Annotated in this window: 13 protein-coding genes; 1 reads left to right on the forward strand and 12 read right to left on the reverse strand. The window is 61.5% G+C overall.

Annotated features, from left to right (window positions below; all coding sequences use genetic code 11):
- Positions 1-5: 5 nt before the first annotated feature.
- The 8 genes from ACTD9P_RS14470 to urtA all read right to left on the reverse strand — a co-directional run bounded on the left by ACTD9P_RS14470 (position 6) and on the right by urtA (position 7,480).
- Positions 6-518, reverse strand: coding sequence for a GNAT family N-acetyltransferase (locus ACTD9P_RS14470; RefSeq protein WP_438868186.1), 513 nt, complete (start codon positions 516-518; stop codon positions 6-8).
- 9 nt (positions 519-527) lie between these two features.
- Positions 528-830, reverse strand: coding sequence for an urease subunit gamma (gene ureA, locus ACTD9P_RS14475; RefSeq protein WP_438868187.1), 303 nt, complete (start codon positions 828-830; stop codon positions 528-530).
- A gap of 145 nt (positions 831-975) precedes the next feature.
- The gene (locus ACTD9P_RS14480; protein ID WP_438868188.1) at positions 976-1,815 is read right to left on the reverse strand and encodes an urease accessory protein UreD; all 840 of its coding nucleotides are present in this window, start codon (positions 1,813-1,815) and stop codon (positions 976-978) included.
- A gap of 31 nt (positions 1,816-1,846) precedes the next feature.
- Entirely contained in the window at positions 1,847-2,545 is a 699-nt protein-coding gene (urtE, locus tag ACTD9P_RS14485) for an urea ABC transporter ATP-binding subunit UrtE (protein ID WP_438868189.1), read from the reverse strand.
- Between the two features lie 132 nt (positions 2,546-2,677).
- The gene (gene urtD / locus ACTD9P_RS14490) at positions 2,678-3,511 is read right to left on the reverse strand and encodes an urea ABC transporter ATP-binding protein UrtD (protein WP_178112708.1); all 834 of its coding nucleotides are present in this window, start codon (positions 3,509-3,511) and stop codon (positions 2,678-2,680) included.
- Positions 3,508-4,575 carry an urea ABC transporter permease subunit UrtC gene (urtC, locus tag ACTD9P_RS14495; RefSeq protein WP_438868190.1) on the reverse strand — a complete coding sequence of 356 codons (1,068 nt, stop codon included), beginning with the start codon at positions 4,573-4,575 and terminating at the stop codon, positions 3,508-3,510. Before urtC ends, urtD begins: the two co-directional genes overlap by 4 nt.
- On the reverse strand, positions 4,575-6,077 hold the full coding sequence (urtB, locus tag ACTD9P_RS14500) for an urea ABC transporter permease subunit UrtB (protein ID WP_438868191.1): 1,503 nt from the start codon (positions 6,075-6,077) through the stop codon (positions 4,575-4,577). The genes urtC and urtB overlap by 1 nt, the downstream gene beginning before the upstream one ends.
- A gap of 137 nt (positions 6,078-6,214) precedes the next feature.
- Positions 6,215-7,480 (reverse strand): urea ABC transporter substrate-binding protein, encoded by a 1,266-nt coding sequence (gene urtA, locus ACTD9P_RS14505; RefSeq protein WP_200431979.1) that lies wholly within the window; start codon positions 7,478-7,480, stop codon positions 6,215-6,217.
- 297 nt (positions 7,481-7,777) lie between these two features.
- Between urtA and ACTD9P_RS14510 the strand changes: the two genes are divergently transcribed.
- Positions 7,778-13,663: a DUF4329 domain-containing protein gene (locus ACTD9P_RS14510; protein ID WP_438868192.1), complete on the forward strand. Its 5,886-nt coding sequence runs from the start codon at positions 7,778-7,780 to the stop codon at positions 13,661-13,663.
- A gap of 2 nt (positions 13,664-13,665) precedes the next feature.
- Here the strand turns inward: ACTD9P_RS14510 and ACTD9P_RS14515 are convergent, their stop codons facing one another.
- The 4 genes from ACTD9P_RS14515 to ACTD9P_RS14530 all read right to left on the reverse strand — a co-directional run bounded on the left by ACTD9P_RS14515 (position 13,666) and on the right by ACTD9P_RS14530 (position 18,653).
- Complete coding sequence (locus ACTD9P_RS14515) at positions 13,666-14,676, reverse strand: FecCD family ABC transporter permease (RefSeq protein WP_438868193.1); 1,011 nt, start codon at positions 14,674-14,676, stop codon at positions 13,666-13,668.
- Entirely contained in the window at positions 14,673-15,620 is a 948-nt protein-coding gene (locus ACTD9P_RS14520; protein ID WP_438868194.1) for an ABC transporter substrate-binding protein, read from the reverse strand. The genes ACTD9P_RS14515 and ACTD9P_RS14520 overlap by 4 nt, the downstream gene beginning before the upstream one ends.
- Positions 15,617-16,405, reverse strand: a complete 789-nt coding sequence (locus ACTD9P_RS14525; RefSeq protein ID WP_438868195.1) for an ABC transporter ATP-binding protein — start codon at positions 16,403-16,405, stop codon at positions 15,617-15,619. Before ACTD9P_RS14525 ends, ACTD9P_RS14520 begins: the two co-directional genes overlap by 4 nt.
- Before the next feature lie 139 nt (positions 16,406-16,544).
- Complete coding sequence (locus ACTD9P_RS14530) at positions 16,545-18,653, reverse strand: TonB-dependent receptor (RefSeq protein ID WP_438868196.1); 2,109 nt, start codon at positions 18,651-18,653, stop codon at positions 16,545-16,547.
- Positions 18,654-18,707: the final 54 nt, after the last annotated feature.

Here is an 18,707-nt window from a genome sequence, read left to right on the forward strand (position 1 = left end):
CGATCTCACTCCTTGGGCGGTTCGGCGCCCGGGTTCAATGTCAGTTGCATAAAGGTCAGGTCCAGCCAGCGGCCGAACTTGATGCCCACTTGCGGCATGTGCCCGGTGCTGATGAAACCCAGGCGCTCATGCAGGCGGATAGACGCCTGGTTGCCGCTTTCAATGGCCGCGACCATCACATGCTTGCCACAGGTTTTGGCGCGCTCGATCAAAGCTTGCATCAGGCGCGGGCCGAGGCCTTTGCCGCGTTGGTCATTGCGCACGTAAACCGAGTGCTCAACGCTGTAGCGAAAACCTTCGAACGGGCGCCAGTCGCCGAACGAGGCGTAGCCGGTGACTTCATCGTTTTCCACCGCCACCAGAATCGGGTACTGCTGCACCTGGCGTGCACTGAACCAGGCCTGGCGGTTGGCCAGGTCCACCGGTTGCTCGTTCCAGATTGCCGTGGTGTTGAGCACCGCATCGTTGTAGATGTCGCGGATCGCCGGCAGGTCTTGCTCGGTAGCATCACGAATCATGGCCGGGCCTCACGCGATTGGCTGGTGGACAGTCACCAGCTTGGTGCCATCGGGGAAGGTGGCTTCCACCTGGATATCCGGGATCATTTCCGGGATGCCTTCCATCACTTGCTCGCGGCTGAGCAAGGTGGTGCCCAAGTGCATCAGCTCGGCCACGGTGCGGCCATCGCGGGCGCCTTCCATCAGCGCTGCGGAGATATAGGCGATGGTTTCCGGATAGTTAAGCTTCACGCCACGCGCCAAGCGGCGCTCGGCCACCAGGCCGGCGGTGAAGATCAACAGCTTGTCTTTTTCCCGTGGGGTCAAATCCATGGTTCAGTCCGTCGTGAAATACATTCGTAAAAACACTGCAGATCCCCTGTGGGAGCGGGCTTGCTCGCGAATGCGGTGGATCAGTTAAAGATGCATTGACTGACAAGCCGCCTTCGCGAGCAAGCCCGCTCCCACATTTTGATCTTCATGTGCTCCAGATTCTCGGTGATACCGCTTCCCGGCCCAGTACCGCCGGGCGCAGCAATCGCCATAGATCAACCAACCATCCTCGCGCCAGCAGTGCTTCACTGGCCAAACAACGCGCCACCAGCAGCCCAGGCAACTGGGTCAAATCGCCGCGCACCGCGTGGGGCAGTGAGCGGCATTGTTCAAGCAATTCAGGGTCTATATCGCCGGTCAGCAGCAACGTCGCAAACACCGGTTGCCCGTCCAGCCCGATGGGCGAGTCGAGCAAACCGTCGGCGCCTACAATGCGCTGGCGCTCGTGCCAGAGCAACTGGCCGTCGCGGCGAATATCCAGGCGCGATTGAAAGTGGCCCAGGTCGAAACGCTCGCCACTGGCCGGGCGGCCCAGGGCGATCACGTCCCAGTAAAACAGCCGGGCATCGCCTTGTAGATCAATGCGCGTGCTGAGTTCGGCCTGGGCGGCGCTGAACACGATGGTTTCCTGCGGCAGCCATTCCAGAGTCGCACCGGCTTCTACGCTGAGGTCGAGTGTTTGATAGGCCGGGCCGCTGGCGCGATACCACTTGGCCGCACCGGGGCTGGTCAATTGCGCCCAGGCGCCTGCGCCGACGTGGGCGCTGATGTCCAGGCGGTCGCCGCCGGCAATCCCGCCCGGCGGGTGCACGATGATGTGCTGGCACACCTCGGGGCCTTCGGCGTACAGGTGTTTTTGCACCCGCAGCGGGCCGAGGTGGCGGCGCATTACCGGGCGCGTGGTGTCGCCGAAACGCGCATAGCCAAGCTCCAGCTCGGCATGCCAGCGGGGGGTGAACAGGGCAGGGGTAACGGGCAGGTTCATATGTTCAGGCTTATCGTCAGGACGCTACAGATTAAATCGTAACCAGCCCGCGCACACCCTCGCTGTCCATATTTTCACCGCGGCCCTGCTGCACGATTTCACCGCGTGACATCACCAGGTATTGGTCGGCCAGCTCGGCGGCAAAGTCGTAGAACTGCTCGACCAAAAGGATCGCCATATCGCCGCGTGCCGCGAGCTTCTTGATCACCGCACCAATCTCCTTGATTACCGACGGCTGGATGCCCTCGGTGGGCTCATCGAGAATCAACAGGCGCGGGCGGCTGGCCAGCGCGCGGCCTATCGCCAATTGCTGCTGTTGGCCACCGGACAAATCGCCGCCGCGCCGGTGCTTCATCTGCAGCAGCACCGGGAACAGTTCATAGATAAACGCCGGGACTTCCTTGGCTTCAGAGCCAGGGAAGCGCGAGAGGCCCATCAGCAGGTTTTCTTCCACCGTCAGCCGTCCGAAAATCTCCCGGCCCTGGGGCACATAGGCGATACCGGCGTGTACGCGCTGGTGCGGTTTGAACCCGGTGATGGCCTTGCCTTCCCAGTTCACCGCACCTTCTTTGGCCGGTAACAGACCCATCAGGCATTTGAGCAAGGTGGTCTTGCCCACGCCGTTACGGCCAAGCAGACAGGTGACTTCGCCAATCTTCACGTCGAATGAGAGCCCGCGCAGGATGTGGCTACCGCCGTAGTACTGGTGCAGCTTGTCGACTTGCAGCATTCTCGAATACTCCTCAAATCCCCTGTGGGAGCGGGCTTGCTCGCGAATACGGTGTGTCAGTTAATGCATTTGTGACTGATCCACCGCATTCGCGAGCACGCCCGCTCCCACATAAAGCAGCCCGTGTCCGGTTTAGCGACCGAGGTAAACCTCGATAACACGCTCGTTTTCCTGCACCTGCGCAAGCGACCCTTCGGCCAGCACGCTGCCCTGGTGCAACACAGTCACGTGATCGGCAATCGCGCCGACAAACCCCATGTCGTGTTCCACCACCATCAGCGAATGCTTGCCCGCCAGGCGCTTGAACAGTTCGGCGGTGAACTCGGTTTCGGCGTCGGTCATGCCCGCCACCGGTTCGTCCAATAGCAGCAGTTGCGGGTCTTGCATCAGCAGCATGCCGATTTCCAGGAACTGCTTCTGCCCGTGGGACAACAACCCCGCCGGGCGCTGTGCCGAGGCGGTCAGGCGGATGGTATCGAGCACTTCCTCGATGCGGTCTTTCTGCTCACCGCTCAAGCGTGCGCGCAGGCTGGCCCATACCGACTTGTCAGTCTTTTGCGCCAGCTCCAGGTTTTCGAACACGCTCAGGGCTTCGAATACCGTGGGCTTCTGGAACTTGCGGCCAATGCCGGCCTGGGCGATCTGCACTTCGCTCATGCTGGTCAAGTCCAGGGTTTCGCCGAACCAGGCCTTGCCATGGCTGGGGCGGGTCTTGCCGGTGATCACGTCCATCAGCGTGGTTTTACCCGCGCCGTTGGGGCCGATGATGCAGCGCAGTTCGCCGACGCCGATGTACAGGTTCAAGTCATTGAGCGCCTTGAAGCCATCGAAGCTGACGCTGATGTCTTCCAGGGTCAGGATGGTGCCGTGGCGGGTGTTCAGGCCCTTGCCGGCGGCCTGGCCGATACCGATGGCATCGCGGCCGCTGCCCGCATCGAAAATAGGTTCCAGCATGACGTTCCTCATTTCTTCAGCAGGCCGATGATGCCCTTGGGCAGGTACAGCGTGACGATGATGAACAGCGCCCCAAGGAAGAACAGCCAGTATTCCGGGAAGGCTACGGTGAACCAGCTCTTCATGCCATTGACCACCCCCGCGCCCAGCAACGGCCCGATCAAGGTGCCGCGCCCGCCCAGGGCTACCCACACGGCGGCTTCGATGGAGTTGGTCGGCGACATTTCGCTGGGATTGATGATGCCCACTTGCGGTACATATAACGCGCCGGCCAAACCACACAGCACCGCACTCAACACCCACACAAACAGCTTGAAGCCACGCGGGTCGTAGCCGCAGAACATCAAGCGGTTCTCGGCGTCACGCAACGCTGTGAGCACGCGGCCGAACTTGCTCTGTGCAAGGCGCCAGCCGGTGTACAAGCTGGCGACCAGCAACAGTACGGTGGCGACAAACAGCACCGCCCGCGTGCCCGGCTCAGTGATGCCAAAGCCCAGAATGCTGCGAAAGTTAGTGAAGCCGTTGTTGCCGCCAAACCCGGTTTCGTTGCGGAAAAACAGCAGCATCCCGGCAAAGGTCAGCGCCTGGGTCATGATCGAGAAATACACGCCCTTGATCCGTGAACGAAAGGCGAAGAACCCGAATACCAGCGCCAGTAAACCTGGTGCCAGCACCACCAGGCACATGGCCCAGAGGAAGTGCTCGGTGCCGACCCAATACCACGGCAATTCGGTCCACGACAAAAAGGTCATGAACGCCGGCAATTCATCGCCGGAGGCCTGGCGCATCAGGTACATGCCCATCGCGTAACCGCCGAGGGCAAAGAACAATCCATGGCCGAGGGACAACATCCCTGCGTAACCCCACACCAGATCCAGCGCGAGAGCGACGATGGCGTAGCAGAGGATCTTGCCCACCAGCGTCAGGGTGTAGGCCGAGACATAAAACGGATTTTCCGGCGACAACAGCGAGCATAACGGCAGCGCCAGCAGCAGGATCAAAATGACCGCGCCCACCGCTATCGTGACTTTTGGGCCGACCTTTTGCGCGGCTGTAAGCATCAATGGCTGGTTCATCAATCGATCACCCGTCCTTTCAGTGCGAAGAGTCCTTGCGGGCGTTTCTGGATAAACAGAATGATCAGCGCGAGGATCAGGATCTTGCCGAGTACGGCGCCGATCTGCGGCTCGAGGATTTTATTGGCGATGCCCAGCCCGAAAGCCGCCATCACGCTGCCGGCCAACTGGCCGACGCCGCCGAGCACCACCACCAGGAACGAGTCGATGATGTAGCTCTGGCCCAGGTCCGGGCCGACGTTGCCGATCTGGCTCAGCGCTACACCACCAAGACCTGCGATGCCGGAGCCAAGGCCAAAGGCGAGCATGTCCACACGCCCGGTGGGCACGCCGCAGCACGCGGCCATGTTGCGGTTCTGGGTGACGGCGCGCACGTTGAGGCCCAGGCGCGTCTTGTTCAGCAGCAGCCAGGTCAGTACCACCACGCACAGCGCGAAGGCGATGATCACGATGCGGTTGTATGGCAGCACCAGGTTGGGCAGCACTTGAATGCCGCCGGACAACCATTCGGGGTTGGCCACTTCAACGTTCTGCGCACCGAACACCAGGCGCACCAGCTGGATCAGCATCAAGCTGATGCCCCAGGTGGCCAGCAGGGTTTCCAGCGGCCGCCCGTAGAGGTGGCGAATCACCGTGCGCTCCAGTGCCATGCCGATGGCCGCCGTGACAAAAAACGCCACCGGCAGCGCAACCAGCGGATAGAACTCGATGGCCGCCGGCACGTAGCGCTGCATCATCAGTTGCACCACATAAGTGGAGTAAGCGCCGAGCATCAGCATCTCGCCGTGGGCCATGTTGATCACGCCGAGCAGGCCGAAGGTGATCGCCAGGCCCAAGGCCGCGAGCAGCAGGATCGATCCCAAAGACATGCCGCTGAAGGCCTGGCCGAGAATCTCGCCAAACATCAATTTGCGTTTGACCTGGGCCAGGCTGGTCTCGGCGGCGGTGTGCACGGCGGCATCGGTTTCGACGCCGGGCGCCAGCAGCGCCTCAAGGCGTGTGCGCGCCAGCGGATCGCCGGTGCCGCCCAACAGGCGCACGGCGGCGAGACGAATGAGCGGGTCGGGGTCGACCAGTTGCAGGTTGGCCAGGGCCAGGCTCAGTGCGGTGTGCACGGCCTCGTTGGTCTCGGCGGCTACTTGCTGGTCGAGGAATTTGAGCTGCGCAGGTTGTGCGCTTTTCTGCAGGGTTTGCGCCGCGGCGAGGCGCACTTTGGGGTCGGCGGCAAGCAGTTGCTGGCTGGCTTGTACGTTGTCGATCAGGCCGCGCAGACGGTTGTTCAGGCGCACGGTCTTGGTTTCGCCGTTGACGTTAAGTTGGCCTTGTTGCAACGCGTCCACCAGCTCGATGCGCGCCGGGTCGGGCTGGGCGGCCCAGTCCTGGAGCAGCTTGGCTTGTTGCATCGGGTTGGCGTTGATGAAGTCTTCGGCGTCGCTGGCGTGTGCGGCAAAGGGCAGCCACAGCAGCAAGGCCAGAAAGTAGCGATGGAGGGCAGTGGGCATAACAAAGTGTCCTGATCATTCGCGGACAGTGTGGGAGCGGGCTTGCTCGCGAATACGGTGTGTCAGTTAATGTATTTGTGACTGATCCACCGCATTCGCGAGCAAGCCCGCTCCCACATGTTTGACCGCATGGGGCTTTAGTTGCTCTTCACGGCATAGTCCGGCTTCTTGTCGTTACCCGGAATGTACGGGCTCCACGGCTGGGCGCGGATCGGTTTTTCGGTCTGCCACACCACCGAGAACTGCCCGTCGGCCTGGATCTCGCCGATCATCACCGGCTTGTGCAGGTGGTGGTTGGTCGCATCCATGGTCAGGGTGAAGCCCGACGGCGCGGCGAAGGTCTGGCCGGCCATGGCTTCGCGCACTTTGTCGACATCGGTGGACTTGGCCTTCTCAACCGCCTGTGCCCACATATGGATGCCCACGTAGGTGGCTTCCATCGGGTCATTGGTCACGGCTTTGTCCGCACCCGGCAGGTTGTGGGCTTTGGCGTAAGCCTTCCAGTCCGCCACGAATTTCTTGTTCACCGGGTTCTCCACCGACTGGAAGTAGTTCCAGGCCGCGAGGTTGCCCACCAGCGGCTTGGTGTCGATGCCGCGCAGTTCTTCTTCACCCACGGAGAACGCCACCACTGGCACGTCGGTGGCTTTCAAGCCCTGGTTGGCCAGCTCTTTGTAGAACGGTACGTTGGAGTCGCCATTCACGGTGGAGATCACTGCGGTCTTGCCGCCGGCTGAGAACTTTTTGATGTTGGCAACGATAGTCTGGTAATCGCTGTGGCCGAACGGGGTGTAGACCTCTTCGATATCTTTATCGGCTACGCCTTTGGAGTGCAGGAACGAACGCAGAATCTTGTTGGTGGTGCGCGGGTACACGTAGTCGGTGCCGAGCAGGAAGAAGCGCTTGGCGCCGCCACCTTCTTCGCTCATCAGGTACTCCACTGCCGGGATCGCCTGTTGGTTAGGCGCTGCACCGGTATAGAACACGTTGGGCGACATCTCTTCGCCTTCGTACTGCACCGGGTAGAACAGCAGCCCGTTGAGTTCCTCGAACACCGGCAATACCGATTTGCGCGACACCGAGGTCCAGCAGCCGAACACCACGGCAACTTTGTCCTGGGTCAGCAACTGCCGGCCTTTCTCGGCGAACAGCGGCCAGTTCGACGCCGGGTCCACCACCACCGGCTCCAACATCTTGCCGTTCACGCCGCCCTTGGCGTTGATCTCGTCGATGGTCATCAACGCCATGTCTTTAAGCGAGGTTTCGGAGATGGCCATGGTCCCGGACAGCGAGTGCAGGATGCCGACTTTGATGGTCTCGGCGGCCTGGACGGTCCAGGTCAAACCCATCGCGGCAATGGATGCCGACAAGGTGAAAGCCTTGATCAAGCTACGACGCTTCATGGTGCGATCTCCGTAAACCATAGTTTTGTGGGGCAGATACGCAGTGCTTTGCAAAGGCTGTGCCTGCGCCGTGCCCCCTTGGTTTGAGGGCCGGATCATGGGCCTGGCACCCGCATCGCGCACCAGTGTGGCGCCGCAACGACGTGCCGGTGCGCGGGAAGCCTCAAAAGAGGGCGTGGAGTGCGGCTGTTGCCGTTGGGGTGCCTATTTGACACCTCGTACTGCCCATCACTGCTGAATATAAGTGCGTAGTCGCCAATCCCTGGCGCTGCGGTACGTGTATTGAAAGGTGATGAAATGGAGCGAATCAAACGTGGCTGGTTTGGGCAGGACCCAGCGCCACAGGTTGAGTTACCCCCGGTAGGGCCGGGGTTTGTGAGCATGGATGATGCGGCGCGTTATGCCCACGGGCAGATGGCTGGCATGCATGATCAGGAGTACGGCGGGGTGATTGTGCAAAGCCTGGCCGATGAGCTTTTTTATGCGACTGACCCCATCGAAGGCGGCGAGAATTTTTTCGACCTTACTGCCGTATTGAATCGAGACAGCAACAAGCAGTACTTGCATCCCGACGGTTATCGCTGTGTGGCGGAGTATCACTCGCACCCGGATCTGTTTTCTCAGTACAAGGACAACAATCCCGAACTTTCGGATCAGCAGATCAAGGCACTCAACAGCTTTTATTCAGAAGCGGACTTGGCGGCCAATATCCTGGAACCGGCGTTTTTCACTGCGGCGTATTTATCCGGCCCCGAAGGCTCGCTGTTCAAGCAGGTCGCCACCCGAACGGAGGCCGAGCGCCGTTTCGGTGTGTGGCTGGAGACCAAACAACCCTTCGGCAGGCCCGAGGGCTATGACGGCGTGGTGGAAAACCTGTTCAAGAAAGTCGCCAGCGTCAGCCGGCTGTCGATTCTGGTGTCCAATATGGTGTGGGGCGGGTCAACGGGCGAGGTCCCCGACAACTGGACGCCCTATCAACCCTTTGTGGCCAAAACCCAGGAGCTGCCGGCATGCGGGCCTGTGCAGGCAAGCCTTGACGATGCGATCAGCTATGCCCAGAAGCGTCTGGCCGCTGAACCCACGGCGGCTCAACAGGTGTTTGTGCTCAAGCATGACGATAAGCACCTGTATGCCGTGACCGAGCCGACTGCCCTTTTGCTGTCGGCCCAGCAGTTGTTTCCCACCGGGCCGGACGGCAAGCATCGCCTGCCTGAACACTTTCATCTGCTGGCGGTTTACCTGGGCAAAGGCGGTCATGCAGCGCTGACCAAGACACGGCAGCCGTGGTTGTACCGTAATTTCTTTTCGCCGCCGGAACTGGCCCGCCAGCTGTACCAGGGGCGGCTGGCGCCGGAGCTGCTCAAGCAAGGCGGATGGTCGGTATTGCATGGCACCGAAGATGGCGCCCTGCTGCGTTATACCTGCTCGTTTTCGGATGCTGAAGCCCAGCTTTATCGGGTCGAGCCCGATGGGGCGATTGTGGATAACGCCATTGATTCGGACTTGATTGCCGGCAAGCTTAAACCCAGTGACTGGGTGCGAAGGCTGATCAACGCAGGCCAATTGGATGTGCTCAAGACCAGCAAGGCCGGCAAGGGCACCCAAGTGTGGCCTGTGACTGCAAGGCTTGGCAGCGACTGGCGCCTGTTCGCGCAGATTCCCGTGCCCACGTATAGCCCGGCTTTCCTCACCGCCGACGATGCGGCCCGCTGGGCGCACGAGATGATCGGCCAGCGCCGTAACGTCGAATATGGCGGTGTCATTCTCAAGCGCGACAATCGTTTTTACGCCACGCATCCGGTCATGGGGCAGCGCGTGCAGTTCGATCATGGGCACATGCTGGCCAAAGACAGCGAGGGCAAGTTCATCGCCCCCGATGACTACATGGCCGAGGCTTTCTATCACTCCCATCCCGCCGATGCCGAAGGTATCAAGGCTCACCTGCCCCACTTCACCGACGACCAGGTGCAGGTGTTCAACAACTTCTATTCCGGCGCCGATCAACTCTTCAGCTTCGAAAGAAGAACCTTTGCCAAGGTCCACTACCTGTCCGGGCCGGACAACGTGCTGCTCAAATATGTCAGCAGTGGCTCGGCCATCGAAAAAAAACTGGACCTGTTTCTGCGTGGCGGGCCGGGCGAAACCAGCACTGATTTCGAGCACCCCATTCGCCTGTTGGCCGAAGCCGGTGAACTCACGGTGCTGGTCGCCAACCCGGTGTGGGGTGGTGTTCGCGGGCGTATATCCAAGGCGTGGCGTGTCAGGGCGGCCGCGACCGCCATGGAGCATCAGCCCTTTTTTACCCAGGTGTTCCCGCGCCCTGAACATGCCGTGGCGCGTGCGCTGTTGCTGTCTGACGGCCACGGCCAGGGCCAGGCTGGCAGGTTTGGGTTCGTACTCAAGCACACCCGTGACGATGCCTATGTGGCCACCTTGGCAGTGCCCAAACGTGAACCCGTGTTTTCGCCCGGTGGCGTGTTTCCAAAACGCTCCGACGGCAAGCCGCGATTGCCTTCCCAGTATCGGCTGGAGGCGATCTATTTCAGCAGTTGGTACGAGGCCGATGAAATTACCGCCCGCGAGACCTGGCTGGCCAGCGCGTTCTTTACCCCGGCGCAGATAGTCGCCGCCACCCGCCAGGCACGGGCGAGCGTGGCGATCCAGGATTCCGCTCGTGGGTTGTCGTTGTATATGCAGGCCTCGGACTTGTCGCTGCTCAAACTCAAGGTGCCCGACGCCACGACCACCACCGAGCTGGTCAGGGAAAACAGTGCGGGCGAACTGAACGATAACGGCGCACGAGCGGCCATGGTGGCCGGCACCCTGCGGCCACGCGATTATGTGCGCCGGGCGATTGCGGCGACCGATTTGTCGGTGGTTCAGCCCGGTAGTCTGTGGCGCAAGGTGGGCATGCTGGATAACCGTTCCGACCTGCTGACGCCTTTCTACAAGGCCTCCTTGAGCCGCTCGTTTCTGACGGCGCGCGATGCAGCGGTGTATGCCCATGAGCAAATTGGCGACCGGCGCGATCGCCACTATGGCGGCTATGTGCTCAAGGGCGAGGACGGTCGTTTTGTGGCCACCGAACCGATGGAAAGCGCGGCCAACCCCTTTGCCTTTACGCTGTTTTTCCCCTTGGGTAACCACGGGCCGTTGATCCCGCCGGAACCTTATCTGTTGCTTGGGCGTTACGGCTCCCATACGGAGCTGTCCATGGCCGACCCGGAGGCGGTCACGCAGCGTGGCTGGACGCGAGACGAAGCGCTGCTCAACCAGCAGGTGTTCAGCTGTGATGAGCTGTATTCGATCATCCCGGCCGGGCGTGTGGCATGGCTGTCCGCGGCGTCGAACTGTTTATTGGAATACACCCCAAACACGTCTCCGGCAGAAGCCCTGCTGCTGGCCAACGTTTCTCCCCAGGCCGGCGACAACAGCCTCCAGCGGCGCCTGGACAAAGGCCAGATCAAGCCCGCTGACTGGGCATGGCGACTGGCCGAGGCGGGGGATTTCAGGGTGGTCGAGGGTAACCCCTTCTGGGGGCCGCGCTCGGTGGTCTATAACGACTGGACGCCCAACTTCACGTACGCCCCCCGATCCGGCCCGCTCGACTACGTCACCTACGGCGCCGTGTTTGCCACGGCCGATGAGGCCGCCCGCAACCTGCATGGGCGTGTGCATGGGCGCAATCTCAATGAGTCGTCCTGTTTCGCGTTCATCCTCAAGCACCGCGACAAAGAACAATACGTCGCCACGCAGGTGGTGGGTGTCACCTCCCAGAGCAAGCTCTTCTCTCTCAACAGTGTGTTCAAGCGCATGGCCGAAGGCGGCTACCAGCTCCCCGAAGGGTTCCTTCTGCACGGGCTGTTCCGCTCACAGCAATGGTCGCCGACGGGGCTGAATACATCGAATGCCTGGCTGACCTTGTTCTTCGTCACGCCGGACGTGTTGTACCTTGCTCTGTATGAAGCCAATCGAGGCGACGTAAAGAACCTGCCGGTTTACTTCTCAACCCAGGATGGCGCGCTGTTGCGCTACGTGCCTTTGCCAATTGACGTAAAAGCCGGTGGCGATGCCGATAACCTGCTGACTCAGGCGCAGACCGCGCTGAACTCCGGTCAGAAGCAACCCGCCGGTTTCGTTCGAGAGTGGGCACTCAAAGGCGCGCTTTCGGTGATAAGCACCAGCCAGTGCTGGGATAAAAAAGGCGTGGTCGGCTCCGCCTGGGTCGGCTACGCCACCTTGAGGCCACGGCGTCTGAGCCCCGCGTTTGCCAACCCCGATGATGCGGCCCGGCATGCGGCGGCGTTGGTGGGCAATGGTCATCGCCGCGTGTATGGCGGGGTGATTCTACGGTTGGTCAGTGGGCTGTTTGTGTCGACGGAACCTCTGCCGCTGCCGCCCCAAGGGCTGACGCTGAACTGGATTTATCCGGACCGGGCTGTAGAGCAGGGGCTTTATCCGGGCGGCAGCACCATCGTGGCGCTCTATCGGTCGCTGGTGGACCGCGAAGTACCGCTGTTGCTGGCCTCCGCTGATAAGGCCCTTTACAAAAGCATGATTCCGAGCGCGGTACTCGCGCGCCTGTTGAGTCGTGATGTGCATCTCAAGCGTGAATATGTGTTCGGGTTCGAGGGTTCTATCCTGAGCTACCAACTGTCGAACTCCACTGAGGAGCTGTCTTTGAAAAGTAGCCTGGCGGCGCTTAATCCGGTCAAGGGCGACTACGGCGACAACCTCATCGAGCAGCAAATTCGCAGCGGGGCACTCACGCCGCAGGCGTTCATCACGCAGGTCGCGAAGGCGGGTGAGCTGCGGGTGATAGAGAGCAGCAAGTTATGGGGGCCGCCGAGGCAAATCACGCAGGATTTTGTTGCCAATCAGTTTATTCCCAACCCCGGGGATATCCGCCAGGTCTTCCTCGACCCACCGTGCAGCCCGATCTTTACACGGGCGTTCGATGCTGTGCGCTACGCCCAGCGCCTGTCGAAGCCGCAAGCCGACTTGGCCTTCGGTTACGTACTCAAGTCAGTGAACAAGCCGCTGTACATGACGACCCTGGCACTGGTGAGAGAGAACTTCGCAGATTTCAAACAGGTTTTTGTCGACGGCCAGTTGCCCCAAGGGTATGTGCTCGAGGGCTTGTACCTCTGCGCCTCCACTGAGGCAATCGCGCTGACGAGCGATGAAATGGCGCAAAGCTTTTTCGCGCCCCAGCACATCGGCAAAGGGCTGAACTTCATCACCCAGGCCCGCAACGGCAGTGCGGTGCCGCTGTACCTTCTGTGTGCCGACGGAGCGCTGCTCAGGTATGTATTTGCCAAGACCGCGCCCCTGTACCCATGGACGAACAACGCACACCTGGACCGTGCGCAGTTGCTCGAAGGTTCGCTCAAGGTGCGTGACTATGTACGTCGCCTGGCGGGTGCGGGGGAACTGCAGATCAGGGTGACCAGTGCCATCTGGGGCAGGAAAGAGCGGCTCAGCGCGCAATGGTCGCCGAAAAAGGCGCCCCATGCGTTTGCCGATGACCCGTATTTTCACTCGTTCTGCGGGCCGCTGTTTTTCTATCCCGATGATGCGGCGCGCTACGCTCAGGGGCTGGTCGCTCCTTTCAAGGACACGCAATACCTGGGCGCGGTCCTGGTCCCCGGCGAAACTTCCGGCTTTGTCGCGATTGACCCGGTGCAAGATCAGGGCACCGGCACTGCAAGTACCTTGCAGCTGTTGTTCTGGCTCGACAATGCCGGGTTCGATGTGCCCGAAAGCAATGTGCTGAAAACCTACAAAATTGCCGCCGTACACGCGTTCTACAAGGCGATTGCTTCGACCTCCAGCCATGCTCAGAAAGATCAGGAGCTGCTGAACCATTTCGTCTCCAAAGACGACTTGCACGACTATCTGCAGGTGATCAAAAGCAACGCGCCTCATGCCCAGAGTTGCTACCTGTCCTGCCGCGGCGGGGCGTTGCTCAAGTACATGCCGGTGTTCAATCCGGCTGAAACCAGCTTGCTCAGCCCTGGCGATGCACCTGACCCCAGTGTGCTGGTCAGTCAACTGAGGGCGCGGGGCGGGCTATCGGTGCTGGTTGCCGACACTTTCTGGACGCGCGAAGGCGTGCTGGATGAAGATTGGGACGTGGTGCGGGAGGAGCCGACGTTCTGGTATGACCGCGATGAACTCTGACGTCAGCGCCGGCGCATCAAGCCGATAAAAAACAACCCACCAATCGCCGCCGTCGCCACGCCAATCGGCAGGTCTTCGGGGGCGATCAGGGTACGGGCGGCCACATCGACCCAGACCAGAAACAGGCTGCCCAGCAGTGTGCACACCGGCAGCAGTCGGCGATGCTCAGCGCCCACCAGGCGCCGTGCAATGTGCGGCACCATCAGCCCGACAAAACCGATGGAGCCGCTGATGGATACCAGCACACCGGTCATCAGCGAGGCCACCAAAAACACTTTCAGGCGCACAGTGCGCGCGTTGAGGCCCAGGGTCACGGCGGTCTGCTCGCCTGCCATCAGCGCATTCAGCGGGCGTGCCATGCCCAGCAGCAACAGCAGCCCCAGCGCCACGGTCACGGCCGGAATCGCCAGCAACTCCCAGCGCGCCAACCCCAGGCCGCCGAGCATCCAGAACATCACCGCCGAGGCGGCGCGATGGTCGCCCATAAACAGCAGCAGGTTGGCCACCGCCATCATCACAAATGACACGGCCACGCCGCACAGCAGCAGGCGATCACTCTCCAGGCGGCCGTGACGGCTGGCCACGGCCAGCACCACCAGCATGCTCAACAGTGCACCGATAAACGCGGCGATGGGCAGGGTGAGCAGGCCGACGACTTCCCCCACATGCAACACCACAATCACCGCACCCAGGGTGGCGCCGGAGGTCACGCCCAGAAGGTGTGGGTCAGCCAACGGGTTACGCGTGACGGCCTGCAACACCGCGCCGATCAACGCCAGCCCGGCGCCGACCAGCGCGCCGAGCAGCATGCGTGGCACGCGAATCAGCCACACGATATGTTCCTGGCCGGTGCTCCAGTCAGCGTCACCGAGGCCGAAAGCCTTGTTGAGCAAAATCCGCCACACCACCTCCACCGGCACCTGCGCCGAGCCGAACCCCAGCGAGATTACGCATGAGACCAGCAACAACGCGCCAAGGGCACTCAGCAGCAGGGCATAACGGCGCGTGATCATTCGCCGTGGAACCCTTTGGCCAGGGTTTCCACCGCCAGCACGTTGTCGATGCCCGGTGTGGCCTGCACATACGGGATCACGATAAAACGCTGGTTCTTGATCGCGTCCACCGACTGCAACGCCGGGTTATCCAGCAGAAATTGCTCTTTCTGTATGGCGGTGATTTCGCTGTAGTCGACGATCACGATCACCTGCGGGTTGCGCTCCACCACGGTTTCCCAATTGACGCGGGTCCAGCTGGCGTTAATGTCATCGAGGATATTGCGCCCGCCAGCGGCGGTGATCAGTGCTTGCGGCATGCCCAGGCGGCCGGAGGTCATGGCGCGGTCTTCGCCGCTGTCATAGAGGAACACCCTGGGTTTGTCGGCGGGCAGGTGCTGTTGCACCTCGGCCACTTGTGCCTGCATCTGCGCGATCAAGGCGGTGGCGCGGTCTTGCACGTTGAAGATCTTGCCCAGGTTGCGCAGGTCGTTGTAGGTGTCGTCCAGAGTGGCGGCCGGGCGCTTCATGACGAAGGCGCAGGACTCGGTCAGTTCGTAGACGTTGATGCCCAGTGGCTGCAAGGTTTGCGGCGTCAGGTCGCCGCCTACGCGCATGCCGTAATCCCAGCCGGCGAAGAAGAAGTCCACATTGGCGTTGAGCAGGGTTTCCACCGACGGGTACTTGCTCGCCAGTTCCGGCAGGCCGTCGAGGATTTCGGCCAGTTGCGGCGTGACCGACTTCCAACCGGTGACGCCGCTGTAGCCGGCCATGTGATCCTTGAGGCCCAGGGCGAGCATCATCTGGGTCATGTTGATGTCGTGGCTGACGGCATGTTTCGGCGCTTCCTGAAAGGTCACGTCGCGGTTGCAGCTTTTGACGGTCACCGGGTAATGGGTCGCTTCGGCAAACGCTTGGGCAGTGCCGGACAACAACGCGAGAAACAACAGGGAGCGCAGGATCATGGTTGGGTTATCCAGGTGAGTCGGGGGTAGCCGGACAAAGGGTGAGTGTCGATCAGGGCTTCGACGCCGAAGACGTCACGCAGCAGTTCGGCCGTCAGTACTTCATGGGGTGTGCCGCTGGCGACAATGCGTCCATGGTTGATCACGTACAAACGATCACAGAAAGCCGCGGCCAGGTTCAGGTCATGGATGCTGGCCAGGGTGCCGATGTTCAAGCGCTTGACCAGCCTCAGCAGCTCCAGCTGGTAGCGTGGGTCGAGGTGGTTGGTGGGTTCGTCGAGGACCAACAATTGCGGCTGCTGGGCCAAGGCGCGGGCAAGGATCACCCGTTGTTTTTCACCGCCCGAGAGCGTGGCGAACGCGTGGTCGTCGAAGCCGTGCATGCCGACCGATTCCAGCGCCTGCCGGATGAGGTGCTGGTCGTGCAGTGTGTCGCCATCGAACAAGCCCTTGTGGGGCGTGCGGCCCATGGCGACCACTTCGTCCACGCGCAGGCCGAAGGTGTCGGGGAATTCCTGCAGCACCACCGCGATGCGTTGTGCGCACCATTTGGCGCTTTGCTTCCACACATTCTGGTGTTCGAGCAGCACGTCACCGCGTTCAGGTTTGCTGAAGCGATAAGCGCAGCGCAGCAGGCTGGTCTTGCCGCTGCCGTTGGGCCCGATTAACCCGACAAACTCTCCCGCACCGACCTGCACGCTGGCATCACGCAACTGGAAGCGGTGATTGCAGTGGTCGTGGCCGGGTGGGGTCCAGCCAAGGTCGGTGAGGGTGAGTGAGGCCATCAATATTCTCAAGGTCAACGCAAATCGAAAATGTGGGAGCGGGCTTGCTCGCGAATACGGTGGATCAGTGAAATTTCCATTGCCTGACACACCGCATTCGCGAGCAAGCCCGCTCCCACATTAGTCCGTGCTGTTTCGGTTAGAAGGTGTAGTCCGCCGTGACGAAGAACGAGCGCGGCTCCCCGAGTATCCACTGTTGGCCGTTGTTGTACTGGCTGACGGCGTAGGTGCGGTTGAACAGGTTGTTCAGCTCAAGGCCCAGGGTGGTATTGCGCATGGCTTTCCACGACACGGTCGCGTCGGCCACGGTGTAGCTCGGCACTTCGCTGCTGTTGGCGGTGTCGGCATAACGGGCGCTGACGTAGCGCACACCGGCACCGGCGCGAATGTCATCGGTCACCGCCTTGCTCAACCACAGGTTGGCGGTACGGTTAGGCACGTCCACCGGGCGGTTGCCGTCGCGGGAAACGGCCTGGCCGTTAACCACTTCGGAGAAGTCGTCGTACTGCGCCCGCACAATCGCCGCGTTGGCTTGCAACTGCCAGGCGTTGGGCAGTTGCAGGTCGAGGCTGGCTTCCAGGCCGTTGGAGGATTGCTGGCCGACTTGCTCCTTGAGGGTGGTGCCGGGGATGCTCACCAGCAGTTTCTTTTTGACGATGTGATAGGCCGCCAGGGTCCATTCACCACGCGCGTCCCAGAACGCCTGCTTGAAGCCGATTTCGGCCTGTTTGGCGGTGGACAACCCAAACTGCTGCTGGCTCGGGCTCAGGCTGATCAGGCTGCCGACACCGTCGGTGCTGGTGGCGTACTGGCCGTAAACCGAGGTGCTCGGTGTGATCGCGTAAACCAGGCCGGCTTTCCAGTTGTTGCCGGTCAGGGTCCTGTCGGCGTCCTGGTTCGCGGTTGTCAGGTCATGGCTGTCGATGTGCAGGTAGTCGCGGCGCGCGCCAGTGATCAGCGAGAGTTTGTCGGTCAATTGCAGGCGGTTTTCGGCGAAGGCCGCGAGCTGTTTGGTGGTGGTGACCGCTTGAGGGATGAATGGGCTGCTGCTTTCAAACGGCTGCGGCACCGGGTGCTGAATATCCACCGGCTGGCCGCCGCCCGGCACGTCGTTAAACGGCGCGTTGCTGGCCAGGCGGAAGCGAATGCGGTTGTACTCGACGCCCGTCACCGTTTGGCTGTCGAGGCCCAACAGCGTGTGTTTGAAAGTGAAGGTCTGGCGGTCACCGACCTGTTCCTGGTTGTGCTTGATGCCCAGGTAGTCCTGGCGCACCAGGCCGCCATTCACATAGTTGTAGCTTTCGGCGTTCTGCCAGCGGCGCTGGTTTTTCAGGTACGACAGCTCGTTGGTGGCGGTGACGTTGTCGTTGATCTGCCACTCGCTGGTCAGGCGCGTCCACTGGTCGTTGTAGTGCTGTTTGTCGTTGCTGACGTTGTAGTTCTTGTCGCGCAGGCCTTTGTGCAACTGGCCGTTGATCAGCGGCGTGCCGTAGTAGTTCTGCGGGCTCTGGTCACCGTAGTCGTGGGCCAGGGTGAAGCTCAGGTTGTCGGCCGGCTGCCAGCGCAGGGCGCCGCTGACGAAGTCGCTGGCGGAGTCGCCGCGCGCGATAAAGCCGTTGCTGCGCAGGCGGTTGACGTTCAGGCGGTAGCTCAGTGTGTCGGTCAGCGAGCCACCGCTGTCCAGGGCTTGCTGTTGGCGGTCATCGGAGCCGTAGCCCAGGCGCATGTGGTTTTCGATCTCGCCGCTGAACGGTTTTTTCGCAATGGTATTGATCACCGCACCGATGGCGCCCTGGCCGTACATGACTGAAGCCGGGCCGCGCAGCACATCCACGCGCTCAACCGACCAGGTATCCACCGGGAAGGTGGACGTGCCTGCGCCATCGAACATGCGCTGCCCGTCGTACAGTTGCAGCACCGAACTCTGCCCGGTAAACCCACGGGCCTGCAACGACGTGCCGCCGTCGCCCGGCGAGCCGGTGCGGCTGATGCCAGTGGCGCGGGAGATAGCGTCCTGCACGCTGGCGTCGCCGCGTTCGCGGATTTTTTCGCCGGTCTGGCTCTCGACGCTGCCAGGCGTTTGCAAGGCCGTGAGGTTCAGGCGCGAACCAGCAGTGGTCGGCGAGTTCAGGTCGACACGTTCGTCATCCACGGCGGGCGCGGTCACGGGGCTGGCGGGCAGGGTCAGCGCCTGGACATTGTTGTGCAGGGCGAGCAGGCATACGCCGCACGCTAGGAACTTGTTCATCGGTCGATCAATCGCTTCTTGAAAGGGTGTGCTCGCCGCAGGGCGCGGCGAGCA

The organism is Pseudomonas onubensis (assembly GCF_965653655.1).
Taxonomy (GTDB): Bacteria; Pseudomonadota; Gammaproteobacteria; order Pseudomonadales; family Pseudomonadaceae; genus Aquipseudomonas.